Origin of the sequence: Streptomyces sp. NBRC 110028 (genome assembly GCF_001417735.1) — a bacterium.
GTDB lineage: Bacteria > Actinomycetota > Actinomycetes > Streptomycetales > Streptomycetaceae > Streptomyces.
Genome location: NZ_BBUZ01000023.1, coordinates 302,029 through 320,395, shown reverse-complemented (window position 1 = coordinate 320,395; position 18,367 = coordinate 302,029). Strand labels below are relative to the sequence as shown.

The window sequence follows — 18,367 nt, the reverse complement described above, 5'->3', positions numbered from 1 at the left end:
ACGTTGAGGTCTGCCCCTGACACGACGTGTCAGGGGCAGACCTGCGCCGAGCCGCTACCTACCGACTACGCATTTGCTCCTTCGGGAACCGGCGGTGCCCAGCGCCCGGCGGCGATCTCCGCATCCAGCCGCGCCTGGAAGTGCGCGTGCGCGGCTCTCATCTCCGCTTCACGATCCGCCTTGTAGAACGGGGCTTGGAAGCCGGCCGGGGGCGGGGTGCGTTCCGGGTCCTCTAGGTGGGCGAGGAGATCGAGGTAATCCTGCTTGGTCTGGCCGTGGCCGTACGTGTTGAAGTCGGCGGCGACCTTCCGGCCGTTGGCGTCGAAGTAGGTCGCCGACTCGTAGTCGTACAGTTGCGGGTAGCGCGACTTGAAAATCGCGGCGAGTTGGTCGGCGGTGATACCGAGCCAAACGGCGACGAGAGCGTCCAACTCGATAAGCGCGGCGCGACGCTCGTGCTCGCTGCGGAGCGGGGTGCTGTACTCCCAGGCCGGGTTGAGGCCAGCTGCGAGGGGCTTCAGCACGGGCCAGTGGGGGTTGGCCCACTCCTCGTAGCCCGCCCAGCGGGGGTCGAATAGCTCTGCCCAGAGCGGTGCGTAGTGCGTGGTAAGGGCGTTCAGACGGAGGGTGCGAAGGAGGAGGGCAGGGGCGAGGGGGTGCGTTGGGTCGGGGGCTGGCATCTTGCGGGCCTCGGCGACTTGCAGGTGCGAGCGGCCGGTAATGCGCAGCAGGTAATCGAGTGGCAGAGTGGCCCAGAAGCCCGCGTTGAGGGTGGTCAAGTGGTTGTCTTCGAGAGCCGTCGAGTGCACGGTGTGGACGTGGCTGGGCCCGGGCGGGATGAGCGCGGCGTGCAGACAGCGGCTGCTGTCGAAGGGGATCATGACTCGCCATGCCAGTCGGTAGGAGTCTTGCGCAGTCGTTGCTTCGCCGGTTCCCCGCACGTAGTTGGTTACGGGAACGTATGCTTCGGGCAGCTTGGACGGCGCGAGCAAGTTCCAGTCTCGATTGCTCCGGCAGGGGATCCTCGGCTCCTTTGAGAAGGGAAGCGCCGATGCGAAGTGCGGCCCCTGGAGGATTACGTCTGTGAGATCGGAGACAGCCCGGTTGCTCCAGCGGATCCGCCCAGCTTTCTTGTCTCCGGTTTCGTGGTACCCGCTTGAGATCATCGGGTCGTGATCGTCCAGACTCCGCCCATAGGCGGTCAGCGCCTCGATCGCCCCTTGCTCACCGACGAGGACCGGGTACAGCAGAGGGGCCTGTGCCGCTTGACCCGCCGATCCGGTCAAATCCTGCCAGCTGGTGAGCAAGTCTACGTTCACATGCACCACGCGCTGGCGGTGCGGCCGGATGTCCCACGAGCCGTTGTGCTTGATGCCGGGCGCCGAGCCTGTTCCGTCGTGGATCAGTGAATCGGGCAGAACGTTCGAGTCGCGGAGCTCGCTGAGGTGAAGAAAGTCAGGCTTCTGCGGTGTGCCGTAGATGTGCATTCCGAACTCTGCGGAACGGTTGAGGTCCTCGAATGCCCAGTTTGCTGAGTTCACAAAGTGGGCGTGGACCCGAAGATGCCGATACGCGGCGGACCGGATGACCCCTTCACGTACGCCGCCGAAATGCGTATCCGGGTGGATCAGGCCTGCACTGCCGTGCATTGCAATCTGCTGCCATACACGAGCCATGAACGCCCGGTAGAGGTCACCCTGCGTACCAATAAGGAGCGGATACGTAGCCGGGCTGCCGAGCGTGGCGACGGCCCCCGCATGGGCGGTCAGCTCGTTGAGGAGGAAATCTTGGCCGTCCGCACGCGTGGCCAGCACGTCATCCTTGCGGAGGCGCCATTCCGCCGTGCTCGGCTTGTCCGCCAGCACAAACCAGGGTTCCAACTCCGCAAGAACCAGGTCCTCCTGCCACCGCGGCCGCACCCACGGCGGGTTCCCCACCTGCAAGTCAAACCCACCCCGCGCAAACACCTGCGCGAATTCCAGCTCCCAGTGGAAGAACCCCTGCGCCTTCGCGACATCCTTCGCGACCGCCGTCCACGGGAACCGGATCTCCAGCCAATGGAAGCGGTCCATGCCCATCCACTCGGGCAGTTCTTCCTCGTACACGTAGAGGTCGTCCAGCGTCTCGAACGTTGAGACGAACGATTCGTCCGGCACGTCCTGCGTGCCCAGCAGCGCTTCCGCGAAGTCGAGCCAGTCGTCCAGGTTCGCCAAGGGGATAACCGGGCGGCGCTGGCCCTTGACCTGCTCCACGCGGCGGCCTGTACGGCGGCGGGAGACCGAGTCGCGGGTCAGCGCCATTTGCTTCGGCTCAGCGCCGAAGCCGGGAAGGGCGTCCGCCTCCCACGCCATCAGCACCCCGGAGTCTTCCTCACCAGCCGCAGCCGGACCAGACTCCGCCCCCGCCTCGAACTCCGCCGCCCGTTCCGCCAGCGCCTCCGCGCGCGCGTACTGCTCATCCGTACCGTTCAGCAGTGAAGCGCTCTGCACAGGCCAGAACCACAGCGCGCACCAGGCGTCCATGAGTTTCTTGAGCCGCCAGTACGGGGTGTCCTCCGCGTGCAGGTCCGCCAGCACCTTCTCCCGCTGCACCGCGACTTCCGGCTTGCGCAGCCACTCGTCCTCCGCGCCCCATACCCCGATCCGCCGCGAGATGTCCCGCTCGGACAGCTCCAGCCGCCGCACCACCAGCCCCCACAGGTACTCGGCCCGTCGGGCCAGCCCCTGAAGGCGGGCCGTCTGCTTCGCCGTCGGAGACTTCGTGATCGCCTTCCGCCACGCGGCCAGCGCCTTCGCGGCCTCCGGCGCCAGCGCCTTCGCCTCCTTCTCGGCCGCGACCGCGCCCCACTCCTTCGCCGGAAGCAGGAAGTGGTGCACCGCGCCCTCCGGCAACGGCTCACCCCTCAGCGCGTCCGCCAGCGGGAAGCGCTCCGGAGTAGCCCCGAGCCAGCCGCCCTTCTTCAGCCGGTCCGCCGCGTACACCTCGCGCCGCCCGCCGATGAGCGAGTTGCCGCGCCGTAGGTGCAGGCCGAACCAGGGGGCCTCCATGCCCGGGTGCATGGTGTTGAGCCACAGGGAGACCTCGGCCAGCTCCACGGCCGTCTCGTTGAGGTCGACGCCATATGAGTTGTGCAGCGCGATGTACGCCTTCACCTTCTGCAACTCGACGGCGTACTGGTCGGTGTCGATCGACCGCCCCAACTCGCCCTGCCGCCGCCGCAGATACTCTGCGGCGACTTGGTTGATCGCCTCGTTGAGGAACGCGCCGGAGCCGAGCGCCGGCTCGCAGATACGCCAGTCCAGCAGCTCCCGCGCCTCGGTGTCCGTGCCGTCCTGGTCCAGGCGGTGCTGGAGGGCGAGCTGCACGGTGACCTTGGTCAGCGACTCGGGCGTGTAGAACGACGCCGAGGTCTGCCGGTCGCGGCCCGACAGCCGGTACACGAACTCACCCGGCGCGTACCGGGCCCGCATCACCTCGCCCGTGTCCCGATCGCGGCGGGTGACGAAGACCGAGTCCGGGTACTCGTCGATCTTCGACTTCGGCACTAGCCAGGAGCCGTCCTTTGGGTCGCCGCCCTTGGCGACCTCGTACAGCTCCTCGCCCGCGATGAAGCCGCTGTACGACATCAGGCCCTCGTACACCGCGCCGAGCTGGTTGATGCCGAGCTGGGCGTACGAGATGAAGCCGCCGCGCTCGCCCCTCTTCCCCTGCGTGATCATCAGGCGGTGCAGCACCTCGTACAGCGTGGCGTTGCGCAGCCGCGTGTCGAGGTAGCGGACGGACTCGCCCCGGGCCAACGCCTCGTCGGAGTCGTGGCGCGGGTCGGGGAGGGTGTCGGCGCCGATCAGGCGGATCGACTCCGGCTCGAACAGCTTGCTGTGCAGTGGCTCGAAGCGCAGGCCGACGTCCTCGCTGGTCTTCTCGTCCGCCGGATCCGTCGCCACGCCGTGGGTGCGGCGCGGGCGGTAGCCGTCCTGCACCTTGTGGAACAGCAGGTCCAGCGACTCGTACAGGTAGACGCCCCTGCGGGCCTCCTCGCCGACCGGTTGCCGGTCGGCGATCAGCTCGGCGAGCCGCCCCAGCCCGTATCCCTGCTGGTACTCCGGATAGTCGGCGGGCAGGATGCCCAGCTCGGGGCGAGCCTCGGCGTACAGCAGGAACAGGATGCGGTACAGGTAGCGCAGCGACTCGCGGGTCAGTTGGCGGCCCAGCTCGGGCAGTTCGCCGATGTCCTCGGGGCGGATGCCCTGTTCATGCAGCCGGGCCAGCACCTCGTTGGCGATCAGCTCGACGCTCGTCCGCAGCCCGTCGCGCAGCTCGCTGGAGACGCCCACCGCGTGCCTCGCCGACTTGCCGAGGAGTTCGGCGAGGGGGTTCTCGCCGCCCTCCTCCGGTGTACGCAGCGAGTCCGCGCCGAACAGCGCCGCGACGGTGTCGAGTTCGCCGCCTGCCCTGGTGTCGTTGCGCTGCAACGCTGTGTCCAGGGAGACCGCGAGGTAGCGGCCCTCGCCCCACACCGCGCGGTCGGCGAGCACGATCACCCCGCCGCCGAGCAGCAGCACATACCGGGGTGGCTCCTCGCAGGCGAACAGGAACGAGGCCAGTTTCGAGCCCGTGGGCAGGGTGGTCGAGCCGTCGAGCGCGACCTTCTCCAGCAGCCGTCCGGGGCCCTCGGAGTCGAGGGCCGCGTCCGGTTCGGCCGCCCAGCCGCAGTCCAGGGCGACCAGGCCCTTCTCGGCATGCGCGACCGGGACCTCGTACGTCTGCCGCGCGCGCTCCACCGTGAGGGTGCGCGGTTTCGCGTCGTATCCGAGGGCGCGCAGCACCTCGGCGTTGAGGGCCTGCACCCGCTCCCGCCACTGCGGGGAACCGTACGTCAGCGTGTCGTCGTCGGTGTCGCGCGCCGCGACGATGCCGTCCTCGTCCTCGGGAAGAGCGAAGAAGGAGCGGGCCCTGAAGTAGGAGCGGCGCAGTTCCCGCAGCCCGGCCCGGGGCGTCACCGGCAGTTCCCCGCGGCCGGGAGCCGCCGTCTCCGGCTCTCCGGGCTCCGGGGCGTCGCTCGGCGCGGCGGACTTCGCCGCGTCCTCGCGCTCCTTCCACGCCTGGAGCAGGCCCGACTTGAGGTCCTTGGGCAGTACCTCGGCCAGGTAGTGGGCCGAGAAGTAGTCGCCGCGGTTGACCAGGGAGTCGTACGTCATGACAGTTTCTCTCAGCGGGTCACGGGGGCGGAGAGCCACCAGGCGGCGGGCACGGACAGCGGCGGGGGACCGAGGACGACGGGCGGCGGCTCGTCAGCGTCGCGCTTGCGGGCGGGGTCCGGCTTGCGGTCGGGGTCCGGAAGGAGCACCGCCAGGACCCGCAGCATGGGCCGGCCCGTCGTCAGCAGGGAGTCGGCGAGGTCGGCCAGGCGCTCCTTGGCGCGCTCCCCGGCGAGGGTCGGTTGGTCCCAGGTGGCCAGGCGGCGCTTGTACTCCGCGATGGGCTCGCGCAGCGGCTCGTCCCAGGCGTCCCGCCGCTCGTCGAGGAACGCCTCCGCTGCGCTCAGGACGTCGGGCAGGGCTTCGTGGAGCGGCCTGGGCTCGCGGAAGTGGCGCTTGTTGGCCATGCTCGGGCCGACCCCGCAGCGGCGCAGCAGCGACACCATGTCGTCGTCGACCGCGCCCCTGCGCGTCACGCCCATCCACTTGACGACGGTGGGCCTGCCGAGCTTGTTCGAGTACACGCCCTGGACGAGGTAGATCGGCTCCGCCACGTTTGCGGTGATCATCGGGGCCTCCTGGCGGCCCAGGCGGACGAGAACCTTGTCGGTGAGCCATTCGACGACCGGATGCAGGTCCGTCAGCAGCGAGATCTCCGGCCAGCTGGAGGTGGACGACTCCCGGGCTCGCTGGAGGGAGTGCTCCGCCAGGCGGCGGTTGAAGGTGACGAGAAGCCGCTCGCGCAGCCGCTGCTCACGGAGGTAATCCATGGGCAGGGCCTTGAGGCGGTGGACGAGATCCGCGGGCGGCTGGAAGGAGAGCAGGCCCGACTGCGGGTCGCGGTCCAGCTCCAGCCGGTCGTGGGCGTCGGGGTAGACCTCGCCCAGCGCCTCGTCCAGGAAGTGCGCGGTCGAGTCGAAGAGGCGGGGGAGCACGGGAGATCCGGCGGCGCGCGCGGACGCCGCCGAAGCCGCGCCGGACTCGCCCGTACGCGCGGAGTCCTCCGGGCCGGACTGGTCCGCCGGTTCCTCGCCTACGGGGCCGAAGAAGTCGGCGAGGAAGTCGTCCATGCCCGAGTCCTCGTCGTCCGCGCCGGGGCGGCGGGAGTCCAGCGACTCGTCCACGGTCTTACCGCGCAGCAGGTCCTGGATGAGGGACTTCTCCTCCGCCTCCGCCCGGTACAGGCCGGTCACGGCCTCCGCCGTGCCCAGGGAGCGGTGGGCCTCGTCCTCACGGCCCAGCAGCCGCTCGGCGACGACCGTGTCGTCCTTGGCGCCCTCGACCTCACTGGTCAGGATCAGCGCGCGGAACTGCGGCGGCCGGGCCTGCCCGTAACGGTCGATTCGTCCGTTGCGCTGCTCGATGCGGATCAGCGACCACGGCACGTCGTAGTGCACCAGCTGGTGGCACTGGCGGTGCAGGTTGACGCCCTCGGAGGCCACATCGCCGGTCAGCAGCACCCGTACGGGCGTGTCGGCCAGGCTGAACTCCTCCACACGGGCCATCTGCTGCTCGTCGGAGAGGCCGCCGTGCATGACGCGGACGCAGTCGCGGGCCGCCCGGCCCTTGAAGCCGAGCGCGGCCGGGAGCACCCCGGCCAGCCATTGGAGGGTCTGGACGCGTTCGGAGAAGACCACGACCCGTGCGTCGGATGTGGGGCCGACACCGATCTCCTCCTTGAGCTGGTGCACCAGGGCGGAGAACTTCGCCGAATCGGCCTCGGTGAGATCGGCGGCCAGCTCCGAGAGCCGTCCCAGGGCGGCCAGTTCGTCGGCCGTGGCCCGCGGGGCGTCCTTCTTCTCCAGGGTTTTGATGCGGGCGGAGACGGTGGCCCGCAGCGCCGCGCAGGACGACAGGAACGACTTCAGCAGCGTGTACGGGAAGAGGGGGACCGAGCTGACCGAGGGGCCGCCGTCGTGGGGGAGCCAGACGGATGCCAGCTCCTCGAAGATCTTCTCTTCGGCGGGGGTCGCCGGGCAGTGCACCGATTGAGAAGGGCCGCGGTCCGCCCACTGGCCCTTCATCTGCTCGCGGACCTCGGGGCTGATCTTCGTACGGCGGATGAACAGGTGCCTGATGTCGTCGGCGCGGTAGTTCTCCGGGTCGCGGATGGCCGCCGGGTCCAGCAGGCCGATCAGTTCGGCGAACGACCTCGCGTCGCCGTTGTGCGGGGTGGCGGAGGCCAGGATCAGGGCGTCGGTGCGGGGGGCGAGGATCTGCGCGAGCTGGTTGCGCAGGGAGCCGCGATTGATCAGGTTGTGCGACTCGTCGATGACGACGGCGTCCCAGCGGATCTGCTCCAGATGGTGCCGGTACTGGTTGGTGTTCTTCAGGGTGTCGATGGAGACGATGACCCGCTTGAAGGAGGTGAAGGGGTTGCGGCCGGCCGGGATCTCCCGCTGAATCCGCTCGATGCCCACCGAGTCCAGCCGCACCAGGGGGATGGAGAACCGCGTCCACAGCTCCTGCTGGAACTGCTCCAGCACATGCTGCGGGGTGACGACGAGGATGCGCTCGCCCCGGCCGCGGCGGATCAGCTCGGCGAGCGTCAAGCCGATCTCCAGCGTCTTGCCCAGGCCCACCACGTCGGCGATCAGCAGGCGCGGGCGGAGGTTCGCGCCGGACAGGGCCAGCTCGGCGGGGCGCCGCTGGTACGGCAGGGAATCCAGCAGGAACGAGTCGGCCAGGGCGAGGCGGCGCTCGGACTGGGGCAGCGCGGTGCGGCGCAACACGGCCTCCAGGAACAGGCGGGAGCGCCGGTAGTTCGGCGAGTCGTCCCGGACCAGCTGGGTGTCGCGCGGGTCCAGCAGCTCGATCCGGTCCAGGCCCGAGAAGAAGACGGCCTCCTGGTCGCGTACGAACTCCGACACCCCGACGACCTCAAGCTTGGTGCCGTCGTCCGTCGTTGGCGCGGAGCTCCTGACCAGCCACTCCTCGTCCCGTACGAGGACCTGGGCACCGGCCGGGTACTGCTCCTGCACCGTCCGGTCCGCTGTGGCGCCGCTGCGCTCCGCACTGGTCTGGACGGCGGTCACCCGTGGCCTCCTGAGGCGGTTCGGTCGTACGTGGGGCCCGTCAAGGGCCTGTTCAGTATCGCGGGTCAGACGGGTGTATGGGTCAGAAGGACGCACTGGCGGCGTATGCCTCGCGCAGTCGCTGTGCGGTGATACGGGCCTGGGCACTGTGCCGCAGTGATCGCCGCCCGGTGCCGCTGCGGTCCTGCGGACGGACGGGAGGCCGTGCGGCGGCGTCTGCGGAAGCGCGGTCAGGGCGGCTCGGGGCGGCCGGAGGCGGTACCGGAGGCTGCTGTCGGCCGGGCGGAGCGTCGGCTGGGGCGTTGGCCGCTTCCGAGAGTGGCTGGGAATCCGAGACCTGCTGGCCATTCGAGAGCGTCTGCGATGACGCCTCGCTTCGGGGGCCGCCGAGCAGCTCGTCCAGGAGGTGCGCTGGAGCGGCTGTGTAGCTGGTGAGCCTGCGCCGCGCCTGGGCAACCTTGAGCCCCTGCGCTTCGATCAGCGTCCGGCACTGCCGCACCACGTCGTCGAGCGGGGGCCGGTCCTGGGCCTGGTGGGCCAGCATCGCCGTCAGCAGCGGCCCCAGCTCCTCCGGCGCCCCGGACAGATCCGGAGCGGTCGTGGGGTCGATGATCTGGTGGAACAGGACGTGGATGTTGTCGGCCCGGTAGGGGAGATGGCCCGAGGCGGCGAACAGCAGCACGGCACCCAGCGCGTACACGTCGACCGCGGGAGTCAGCGGCCTTTCGCCGTTCGCCTGCTCGGGGGGCATACAGGAAGGGGTGCCGACGACCGTGTTCGGGGAAGTCAGCGACACGCTCGACTCGGCGAACACGGCGAGCCCGAAGTCGATGATCTTGGGGCCGTTCGGGCCCAGTAGCACGTTGGCGGGTTTGAGGTCGCGGTGCAGCAGACCCTGCTTGTGTACGGTCGCCAGCGCCTCGGCGAGTGTCGCGCCCAGAGAGGCGGTGAGCAGGGCGGACAACGGACCGTGAGTGCCCACGTGCCGACTCAGGTCCAGCCCCTCCACGTACTCGGTGGCCAGCCACGGGGGGTCCGCCTCCACGTCGGCGTCCATCAGGGCGGCTATCCGCGCGCCCCACACCGCCTTGAGGATCTCCACCTCTTGCGCGAACCTCTGCCGCGTCTGCGAGTCCACGACAGACGGCTTGATCACCTTGACGGCAGCCGGTTCCCCGCCCGGCGACTCCCCCAAATACACCTGCCCCATGCCGCCGTGCCCGATCCTGCCGAGCAACTCGTACCCGCCGAGCTCGGTGGGGTCCTCGGGGCTGAGGGGCGCGATGTGCACGTGGGGCCTCCCCTTTGGGGACGGGGCGTACAAGGGACAGTGCTCATTGTCACGCTAGACCATTCCTGATGGTGTGGAGGTGGATGGAAGGACGTGGTGAAGCGTGCAGCCCGGGGCGGGCGTTGGTCTTTGCGGGGGCGAGGCGTGAGGCCATCACGGACGCTGGGCGGTTGCGCCTCTGTCTCGACGTCGCTGCATTCGTTGTGGCTTGGATGGAGAAGGGCCGGACACCGCTGCGAACACTACTTCTCGACTACCGTCGAGACTCAATTCGAGTTGCTGTTGCACTCCTTCTGATCCGAAACCTGCCGTTCCTACCCATCCGCCGGCGACAAGGTCGGTGAACTCAGTATTGTCGAGATAGCGCTCGACTGTCTTACGGCTGAAGGATTTCGGTTGCCCTGGAGCTCGAAATTTCTTGTGGAGTTGATCAAAGTGCTCGCGCGCTAGGTACATGCCAGGTGTCAGAGTTCTTGCGTCTGTCATGAGGGAGTCACCTTGGCATAGCTTGAGCCATGAAGGTTTAGCGCTGAGGCGATAGTCGTCTGTATCGCACCTCAGCTTGCCGCATTCGTCGTCGATTGCCCGCATGCGTTCAAGCTGTTCAGTAAGGTTGCTGTCGCCGCTCGGGTAGTAGCGCCATTCGGATGTCCCGCTTTTCGACATCCTTTTATATTGAACCAGCACGAAGCAGTCGCGCGTCTCGTGGTAATAGATGAGGTCGACACCGAGGGTCTTCTCTGCGGCTTTCCGATTCGCGTTGTAGATGACAAGGCGTTGCTCGCCTTGTCTGAATCCGGCCCAAGCTGACCTCTGCAGCCAGTCCTCTGGTCCTAGCCAGTCGCCAAAGCGCTGTGCGTCGTGCGCAATCAGGTCGTCCTCGTGAGCGGGGCCGTTGCGTGTCTGGAGCCGGGCGATGAAGGGAACGTCGTCGGCTTCGTCGGATGCGTCCCAATCAACGAGCTCTGCTGGGTCGAAATCCGCCATGCGAAATGAGGTGAGGCTCGCGTCACGCTCGTCAATCAACAATCTGGCTGCGGGTGTGTCCACAATTGTGGACTCGTCCCTTGCTCCGAGAGCTTCAAGATGGGGACCCACATCGCTGGCCAGTTGCCGCAGAGCTCTCAGTAGGTGCCTGCCGGCGCCGTCAGGGAGAGCGCCATCACGCAATAAATATCGCCGAGAGAGCGGAGGGACTGCTTCCTCAAGTGCTGACCATGGAACTGGTGAGGCCAGGCGGTAGGGGCGTGTGACCTCAATGCGTCTCTTCAGGTCATCTCCGGGGCCGGGTACCTTGCTGGCCCGTGCAACATAGGTCACCTGAGGGGCGCCTCGATGTGAACCCGTGACGATCAGGGTGACGTGTCTACCTCGCCAGTGCTCGTGATACTGGGTCGTAACCCATCGAGGCGCGCTGCCGTCCGCTCGTGGGCGCCACCACGACTTGATGTGCTTCTCTTCCCTGGCATCCGTGCGGATGATTGCAACCATGGCCCTCATTCTTCAATGGCCGTGGCGTCCGCGCTTTCAATTTGGAAGAGGAGTAGGCCGCACCCGTCTACAGGACCTGGCGTGGGGCCGCTCCTGGCGGCGCGCGCCTGTATATGGAAAAGGATCCCGATCGCAGCGTTTCCGCTGGTAACGGGATCCTCAGGCACCTCACCAAGGTGCCCCCGGCAGGATTCGAACCTGCGCACACGGCTCCGGAGGCCGTTGCTCTATCCCCTGAGCTACGGGGGCTTGCCTGTCGCTGCTGTCTCGCGGCGACAGGTAGAACACTATCAGCTCGCAGAGGGTGGTCATGAACGCTTATCGGGAGCGGGCGGAGGCAGGGGGCGGGCGGGAGCGGAGGGGGGTATACCGCATGGGGAGGGCGGGGTGCAGGGGAGTGGGGGAAAGGTCCCTCGCACGGGGTGGAAGTGGGCAAAACGCGGACGCGGGGGCGGGGGCGCGCCTACCCTTCAGGGTGTGCCTGGCTTGTCCGGCCGGGTCCTTGTCGTCGACGACAACAAGGTCATCCGGCAGCTGATCAGGGTCAACCTCGAGCTGGAGGGCTTCGAGGTCGTGACCGCGGCCGATGGTGCCGAGTGCCTGGAGATCGTTCACCAGGTGCGGCCCGATGTGATCACTCTCGACGTCGTGATGCCCAGACTGGATGGGCTGCAGACGGCGTCCAGGTTGCGTGCTGACGCGCGGACCCGGCAGGTGCCGGTCGCGATGATCAGTGCGTGTACGCAGGTGGAAGTGGACCGGGGACAGGCGCTGGGGGTGGATGCCTTTCTGGCGAAACCCTTCGAGCCTGCCGAGCTGGTGACGCTCGTGGGGCGGCTGATGAAGCGAGGGACCGCTGGGGCGGCGGCGCCCGGTGATGCTGAGCCGGCTGTGGGGCCCACCGGCTAGCCGAGGTCGTGGGTTGGTCGGTGGGCCTCCCGAGCCCACGGTCTCCGCGAGACGGTGCGTGGTCGTCCGAGGGGCGAAACCGGTTCGCGGAGGCACCCCCCTCCTCCCATACGCTGGTGCCGTGACACCCGCCCAGCTCTCCCGCACTGTGCTGCACACTGTGCGTCGCGCCGTCGAGGCCGACGAGCTGTGTGTCGATGTGCCGGAGCGGGTGAAGGTGCAGACCCCGCCGCGGCCCGGGTGCGGGGATTACGCGACCAACGTGGCGTTGCAGCTCGCGCGGGGGCGGGGGCCAGGGGCTGCCGCGGGCATCGCCGAGGTTTTGCGGCGGCGGCTCGTCTCTGCGCCTGGGGTCGCGGCCGTGGAGATCGCCGGGCCTGGATTCCTGAACATCACCCTTGAGGCCGGGGCGCATGAGCAGCTGCTTGCGGTCGTGCTGGAGCAGGGGGATGCGTACGGGCTGGGGGACGGGCTCGCGGGGGTGCGCGCGCGCTTCGCGCCCGCCGACGAGGTGCGGGCGGCGCTGGTGCTGCATGTGGTCATCGGGCTTGTTGAGGGGTGCGGGGGGTCCGCCGACGTAGAGGTCGGCGGGGAGGTTGTCGCTGTGCGGGGGGCCGGGGTCGGGGCGCGGGAGCTGCTCACTCGGCTGGGTTCCGATGCTGCTCGGTGGGGGTTGTTGCGGCCCGCCGCGCATGACCTTCCGGATCTGGAGCCGGCGCACCTACTGTCGCAGCGGGAGGGGAATCCGCTCTTCCGGGTGCGGTACGCGCATGCCCTCGCCCATCGGGCCGTCGAGGGTGCGGTCGACGGTGGAGAGAGTGCTGACGACGCCGTGCTGCTTGGATTGCTCGGCGACTTTCCCCGTACCGTCGAGGCCGCCGCCCGGCACCGGGCGCCTGATCGGGTCGCTCGTCACCTCGTTGCCACCGCTGACGCCTTCCTTCCCGGTACGCGGCGAAAACGTCTCGCCGAGGCCACCGGCATCGTGCTCGCCAATGGCCTCCGCCTGCTTGGCATCAGCGCCCCGAAACGCATTTGATCAATGAGAGAGACAGCATGAGCCGTTCCGCCCACCCCGCCGGGCCCCGTCACGCCGATGTTCTGCCCGAGGGGCACTACGCCGCGCCGCCCGCCGATCTCAATCAGCTCGATGCCCGGGTCTGGTCCCGGACGGTCACCAGGAGTGACGAAGGAGTGGTGAGCGTCGGCGGGATCGACGTCGCCACGCTCGCCGAGCGGTTCGGGACGCCCGCCTACTTCCTCGACGAGGACGACTTCCGCGCCCGCTGCCGGGCCTGGCGGGAGGCGTTCGGGGAGGACGCGGACGTGTTCTACGCCGGGAAGGCGTTCCTGTGCCGCGCCGTCGTGCGCTGGCTGCACGAGGAGGGGCTGAACCTCGACGTCTGCTCCGAGGGGGAGCTGGCCACCGCGCTCGCCGCCGGGATGCCCGCCGAGCGGATCGCGCTGCACGGGAACAACAAGAGCGGCAGGGAGATCGAAAGGGCCGTGAGCACGGGCGTCGGGCGCATCGTGCTCGATTCCTTTCAGGAGATCGTCCGCGTCGCGCACATCGCGCAGCGGCTGGGCAAGCGGCAGAAGGTGCAGATCCGGGTCACGGTCGGCGTCGAGGCGCATACGCACGAGTTCATCGCGACCGCCCACGAGGACCAGAAGTTCGGCATTCCGCTCGCGGGCGGGCAGGCGGCCGAGGCGGTGCGGCGGGCGCTGAAGCTCGACGGGCTCGACCTGATCGGCGTGCACTCGCACATCGGGTCGCAGATCTTCGACACCTCCGGCTTCGAGGTCGCCGCGCACCGCGTCGTGGGGCTGCTCAAGGAGGTCCGGGACGAGCACGGGGTGGAGCTGCCCGAGATCGACCTCGGCGGCGGCCTCGGCATCGCGTACACGCCGGAGGACGATCCGAGGGAGCCGCAGGACATCGCGAAGGCGCTGCGGGAGATCGTCCACCGCGAATGTGAGGTGGCGGGGCTCGCGGTGCCGCGGCTGTCCGTCGAGCCGGGGCGGGCGATCGTCGGGCCGACGGCGTTCACGCTGTACGAGGTGGGTACGGTCAAGGAGCTGCCGGGACTGCGGACGTACGTCAGCGTCGATGGGGGCATGTCCGACAACATCCGTACGGCGCTCTACGATGCGGAGTACTCGGTGTCGTTGGTCTCCCGTTCGTCCACGGCGGAGCCGATGGTGTCCCGGGTCGTCGGCAAGCACTGCGAGTCCGGCGACATCGTCGTACGGGACGCCTTTCTGCCCGCCGACCTGGCGCCCGGCGATCTGATCGCCGTCCCGGCCACGGGCGCGTACTGCCGCTCGATGGCCAGCAACTACAACCACGCGCTGCGTCCGCCGGTCGTCGCCGTCCGGGGTGGTGAGGCGCGGGAAATCGTCCGCCGGGAGACGGAGGAGGATCTTCTGCGGCTCGACGTCGGTTAGCGGGATCGGTCGGCGTAGATCGATCGGCGTAGATCGATCGGCGGGAAAGAAATCTCGGATACTGGACCCGGGGCCTGGAAACCCCGTCCAGTGCATGAGACTGGTGCACCACCTAGATGGATGAGAAGCGAGGTCGGATGATGCGTACGCGTCCGCTGAAAGTGGCGCTGCTGGGCTGTGGAGTCGTCGGCTCAGAGGTGACGCGCATCATGACGACGCACGCGGACGACCTCGCGGCGCGCATCGGCGCTCCCGTCGAGCTGGCCGGGATCGCGGTGCGCCGCCCGGGGCGGGTCCGGGAGGGCGTACCGGCCGAGCTGGTGACCACCGACGCGACCGCGCTGGTCAAGCGCGGGGACATCGATGTGGTCGTCGAGGTCATCGGCGGGATCGAGCCCGCCCGTACGCTGATCACCACCGCCTTCGAGCACGGCGCGAGCGTGGTGTCGGCCAACAAGGCGCTGGTCGCCAAGGATGGCGCGGCGCTCCACGCCGCCGCCCAGGCGCGCGGCACGGACCTCTACTACGAGGCGGCCGTCGCGGGCGCGATCCCGCTGGTGCGGCCGCTGCGCGAGTCGCTGGCGGGCGACAACATCAACCGCGTCCTCGGCATCGTCAACGGCACCACGAACTTCATCCTCGACCGGATGGACAGCAGCGGAGCCGGGTATTCCGAGGCGCTGGACGAGGCCACCGCCCTCGGGTACGCCGAGGCCGACCCGACCGCCGACGTGGAGGGCTTCGACGCCGCCGCCAAGGCCGCGATCCTGGCGGGGATCGCCTTCCACACCCGGGTCACCCTCGACGATGTGCACCGTGAGGGCATCACCGAGGTGACCGCCGCCGACATCGCCTCCGCCAAGCGCATGGGGTGCACCGTCAAGCTGCTGGCGATCTGCGAGCGGGCCGCCGACGGCCGGTCGGTGACCGCGCGGGTGCACCCGGCGATGATTCCGCTGGCCCATCCGCTGGCCTCGGTCCGCGAGGCGTACAACGCGGTCTTCGTGGAGGCCGACGCCGCCGGTCAGCTGATGTTCTACGGACCGGGCGCGGGCGGTTCGCCGACCGCCTCGGCCGTCCTCGGCGACCTGGTCGCGGCGTGCCGCAACAAGCTGGCGGGCTCCGCCGGGCCGGGCGAGTCGGCGTACAGCCGCCTGCCGGTGAGCCCCATGGGGCAGGTCGTCACGCGCTACCACATCAGCCTCGATGTCGCCGACAAACCGGGTGTTCTCGCTCAGGTCGCGACAGTCTTCGCCGAGCACGGCGTGTCGATCGATACGGTCCGCCAGCAGGGGAAGGACGGCGAGGCGTCCCTCGTCGTCGTGACCCACCGCGCGAGCGATGCCGCGCTCTCGGCGACCGTCGAGACACTGCGCCGGCTCGACACCGTCCGCGATGTCGCGAGCATCATGCGGGTCGAGGGCGAGTAGCGGGCCGATAGCAGGCCAGAGGCGGAGCAGAGGCCGAGTAGAGGGCGAGCGGAGAAAAAGGGAAATCATGAACGCAATTGCTGACGCCGGGCCTCGCACGTCCGGCACCCGCCAGTGGCACGGCTGGCGCGGCATCATCGAGGAGTACCGCGACCGCCTCCCGGTCGGCGAGACGAGCCCGGTCGTCACCCTCCGCGAGGGCGGGACGCCGCTGGTGCCCGCGCAGGTGCTCTCCGAGCGCACCGGCTGCGAGGTCCACCTCAAGGTCGAGGGGGCCAACCCCACCGGGTCCTTCAAGGACCGCGGCATGACGATGGCGATCAGCGCGGCCAAGGAGGCCGGTGCGAAGGCCGTCATCTGCGCCTCCACCGGAAACACCTCGGCCTCGGCCGCGGCGTACGCGGTGCGGGCCGGGATGGTCTGCGCGGTGCTGGTCCCACAGGGCAAGATCGCGCTGGGCAAGATGGGCCAGGCGCTGGTGCACGGCGCGAAGATCCTCCAGGTCGACGGCAACTTCGACGACTGTCTGACGCTCGCGCGCGGGCTGTCCGAGAAGTACCCGGTGGCGCTGGTCAATTCGGTCAACCCGGCCCGTATCGAGGGGCAGAAGACCGCGGCGTTCGAGATCGTCGACATGCTCGGCGACGCGCCCGACGTCCACGTCCTGCCGGTCGGGAACGCGGGCAACATCACCGCCTACTGGCGCGGCTACCAGGAGTACGCGGCCGAGGGCGGCCCCGCCTCCCGTACCCCCCGGATGTGGGGCTTCCAGGCGGCGGGCTCGGCCCCGATCGTGCGCGGCGAGCCGGTCAAGGAGCCGGCCACCATCGCCACCGCGATCCGGATCGGCAACCCGGCGTCCTGGACCCAGGCCGAGCGGGCGCGGGACGAGTCGGGCGGGTTCATCGACGAGGTGACCGACCGTCAGATCCTCGCCGCCTACCGGATGCTCGCCTCCCAGGAGGGCGTCTTCGTCGAGCCCGCCTCCGCGGCGAGCGTGGCCGGGCTGCTGAAGGCGGCCGAGCAGGGCAAGGTCGACCCGGGCCAGCGCATCGTGTGCACGGTGACCGGCAACGGCCTGAAGGACCCCGACTGGGCGGTCGCGGGCGCCCCGCAGCCGGTCATCGTGCCGGTGGACGCCGACGCGGCGGCCGTGCGGCTCGGGCTGGCGTAGCACGCGCGGCGGGCCGGGGCGCCGTCTTCGGCGTCCCCGGCCCGGCCCGTGGATCTCCGCGTCAGGGGCCGTGCGGTCCCGGTCCGGAAGGTGCGCTCCGGTCCGCGCCCTGAGCCCGCGGTCCCGGCTGCGGCCCACGTCAGGGGGTGTGTGGCCGTTTCCTGCCGCCTCCGTCCCATGGGGTGATCTCAAGATCCACTCGAGTGGTGGACGAGATGCGCGGGAACGATGAGGGCATGGGAAACCCTCCAGTAGAGTGGACCCGGTCGACGACAGGGAGTGCGACACGCATCGTGCGCCTCCCGTGCGCCCTATGTCGCCACAGAACCTTCCTTCGATAGGCTGTACTGAATCCGCCCCGACGCAGAGCGTTCATGGCGTCGCCGTCCCGTCACGGTGGCCCCCGCGGTGTTCCGTACCTCTTCGAGCAATCTCACGTCACACAAGGAGAGTCATCGAGCGATGGCCGGTCCAGCGTTCCGCGCCGCCGCCGTCCGAGTGCGCGTCCCCGCCTCGAGCGCCAATCTCGGTCCCGGCTATGACGCGTTCGGTCTCGCCCTGGGGCTCTACGACGACGTGGTGGTCCGGGTGGCCGACTCCGGTCTGCACGTCGACATCGCGGGCGAGGGCGCCGGGAGTCTGCCGCGCGACGAGAGTCATCTGCTCGTACGGTCCCTCCGTACCGCCTTCGACCTGCTGGGCGGGCAGCCGCGCGGCCTCGAGGTGGTCTGCGCCAACCGCATTCCGCACGGCCGCGGGCTCGGCTCCTCCTCCGCCGCCATCTGCGCCGGCATCACCGCCGCGCGCGCCGTGACGATAGGCGGCGCCGAGAAGCTCGACGACGAGGCGCTGGTGGAGCTGGCCACCGAGATCGAGGGCCACCCCGACAACGTCGCCGCCTGTCTGCTCGGCGGCTTCACCCTCGCCTGGACGGAGGCGGGAGCCGCCCGGGCGATCAGAATGGACCCTGCCGATTCCATCGTTCCGGTGGTCTTCGTGCCCGGGAAGCCGGTGCTCACGGAGACCGCCCGCGGACTGCTGCCGCGCACCGTCCCGCATGTGGACGCGGCCATCAACGCGGGGCGGGCGGCCCTGCTCGTGGAGGCCCTGACCAGGCGCCCCGAGCTGCTGCTCGCGGCGACGGAGGACCGGCTCCACCAGGAATACCGCGCTCCGGCGATGCCCGACAGCGTGAGCCTGGTGCACCGGCTGCGTGCGGACGGCGTCCCCGCGGTCGTCTCCGGCGCGGGCCCCACGGTGCTCGCGCTGGTCGAGGACGGTGCGGCCGACAAGGTCGCACGGCTGGCGGGTGAGGGATGGGCGGCCAACCGGCTGGCTCTCGACGCCGGGGGGGCGAGCGTCCTGCCGCTCAGCTGACCAGCCGCCCGGGG

10 protein-coding genes and 1 tRNA gene are annotated in these 18,367 nt (G+C 69.4%); 6 read left to right on the top strand and 5 right to left on the bottom strand.

The window, feature by feature from the left end:
- Positions 1 to 65: 65 nt before the first annotated feature.
- The 5 genes from ASC60_RS06560 to ASC60_RS06545 form a co-directional block, all read right to left on the bottom strand.
- Positions 66 to 5,198, bottom strand: a complete 5,133-nt coding sequence (locus tag ASC60_RS06560) for a hypothetical protein (protein ID WP_055547748.1) — start codon at positions 5,196 to 5,198, stop codon at positions 66 to 68.
- 11 nt (positions 5,199 to 5,209) lie between these two features.
- On the bottom strand, positions 5,210 to 8,233 hold the full coding sequence (locus ASC60_RS06555; RefSeq protein ID WP_079038221.1) for a DEAD/DEAH box helicase: 3,024 nt from the start codon (positions 8,231 to 8,233) through the stop codon (positions 5,210 to 5,212).
- Positions 8,234 to 8,315: 82 nt separating this feature from the next.
- Positions 8,316 to 9,524, bottom strand: a complete 1,209-nt coding sequence (locus ASC60_RS06550; protein ID WP_055547746.1) for a serine/threonine-protein kinase — start codon at positions 9,522 to 9,524, stop codon at positions 8,316 to 8,318.
- A 153-nt stretch (positions 9,525 to 9,677) separates the two neighbouring features.
- Positions 9,678 to 10,574: a hypothetical protein gene (locus ASC60_RS41505; RefSeq protein ID WP_159043211.1), complete on the bottom strand. Its 897-nt coding sequence runs from the start codon at positions 10,572 to 10,574 to the stop codon at positions 9,678 to 9,680.
- A 618-nt stretch (positions 10,575 to 11,192) separates the two neighbouring features.
- A tRNA-Arg gene (locus ASC60_RS06545) sits at positions 11,193 to 11,264 on the bottom strand.
- A 228-nt stretch (positions 11,265 to 11,492) separates the two neighbouring features.
- On the opposite strand from ASC60_RS06545, the gene ASC60_RS06540 reads away from it, so the two are divergent.
- From ASC60_RS06540 to thrB, 6 genes are all read left to right on the top strand, one after another.
- On the top strand, positions 11,493 to 11,924 hold the full coding sequence (locus tag ASC60_RS06540) for a response regulator (protein ID WP_234356823.1): 432 nt from the start codon (positions 11,493 to 11,495) through the stop codon (positions 11,922 to 11,924).
- Positions 11,925 to 12,045: 121 nt separating this feature from the next.
- On the top strand, positions 12,046 to 12,963 hold the full coding sequence (locus ASC60_RS06535) for a hypothetical protein (RefSeq protein WP_055547744.1): 918 nt from the start codon (positions 12,046 to 12,048) through the stop codon (positions 12,961 to 12,963).
- A 17-nt stretch (positions 12,964 to 12,980) separates the two neighbouring features.
- The gene (gene lysA / locus ASC60_RS06530) at positions 12,981 to 14,372 is read left to right on the top strand and encodes a diaminopimelate decarboxylase (RefSeq protein ID WP_055547742.1); all 1,392 of its coding nucleotides are present in this window, start codon (positions 12,981 to 12,983) and stop codon (positions 14,370 to 14,372) included.
- 137 nt (positions 14,373 to 14,509) lie between these two features.
- On the top strand, positions 14,510 to 15,802 hold the full coding sequence (locus tag ASC60_RS06525) for a homoserine dehydrogenase (protein ID WP_055547740.1): 1,293 nt from the start codon (positions 14,510 to 14,512) through the stop codon (positions 15,800 to 15,802).
- A 67-nt stretch (positions 15,803 to 15,869) separates the two neighbouring features.
- Positions 15,870 to 16,976 (top strand): threonine synthase, encoded by a 1,107-nt coding sequence (gene thrC, locus ASC60_RS06520; protein WP_055547738.1) that lies wholly within the window; start codon positions 15,870 to 15,872, stop codon positions 16,974 to 16,976.
- A 462-nt stretch (positions 16,977 to 17,438) separates the two neighbouring features.
- Positions 17,439 to 18,353: a homoserine kinase gene (gene thrB / locus ASC60_RS06515; protein ID WP_055547737.1), complete on the top strand. Its 915-nt coding sequence runs from the start codon at positions 17,439 to 17,441 to the stop codon at positions 18,351 to 18,353.
- The last annotated feature ends 14 nt before the right edge of the window (positions 18,354 to 18,367 follow it).

What these genes read in the sequence shown, in the direction of transcription:
- thrC (WP_055547738.1), top strand. Translation starts at nt 15,870, where the DNA reads ATGAACGCAATTGCTGACGCCGGGCCTCGCACGTCCGGCACCCGCCAG.
- thrB (WP_055547737.1), top strand. Translation starts at nt 17,439, where the DNA reads ATGGCCGGTCCAGCGTTCCGCGCCGCCGCCGTCCGAGTGCGCGTCCCC.
- lysA (WP_055547742.1), top strand. Translation starts at nt 12,981, where the DNA reads ATGAGCCGTTCCGCCCACCCCGCCGGGCCCCGTCACGCCGATGTTCTG.
- ASC60_RS06560 (WP_055547748.1), bottom strand. Translation starts at nt 5,198, where the DNA reads ATGACGTACGACTCCCTGGTCAACCGCGGCGACTACTTCTCGGCCCAC.
- ASC60_RS06525 (WP_055547740.1), top strand. Translation starts at nt 14,510, where the DNA reads ATGATGCGTACGCGTCCGCTGAAAGTGGCGCTGCTGGGCTGTGGAGTC.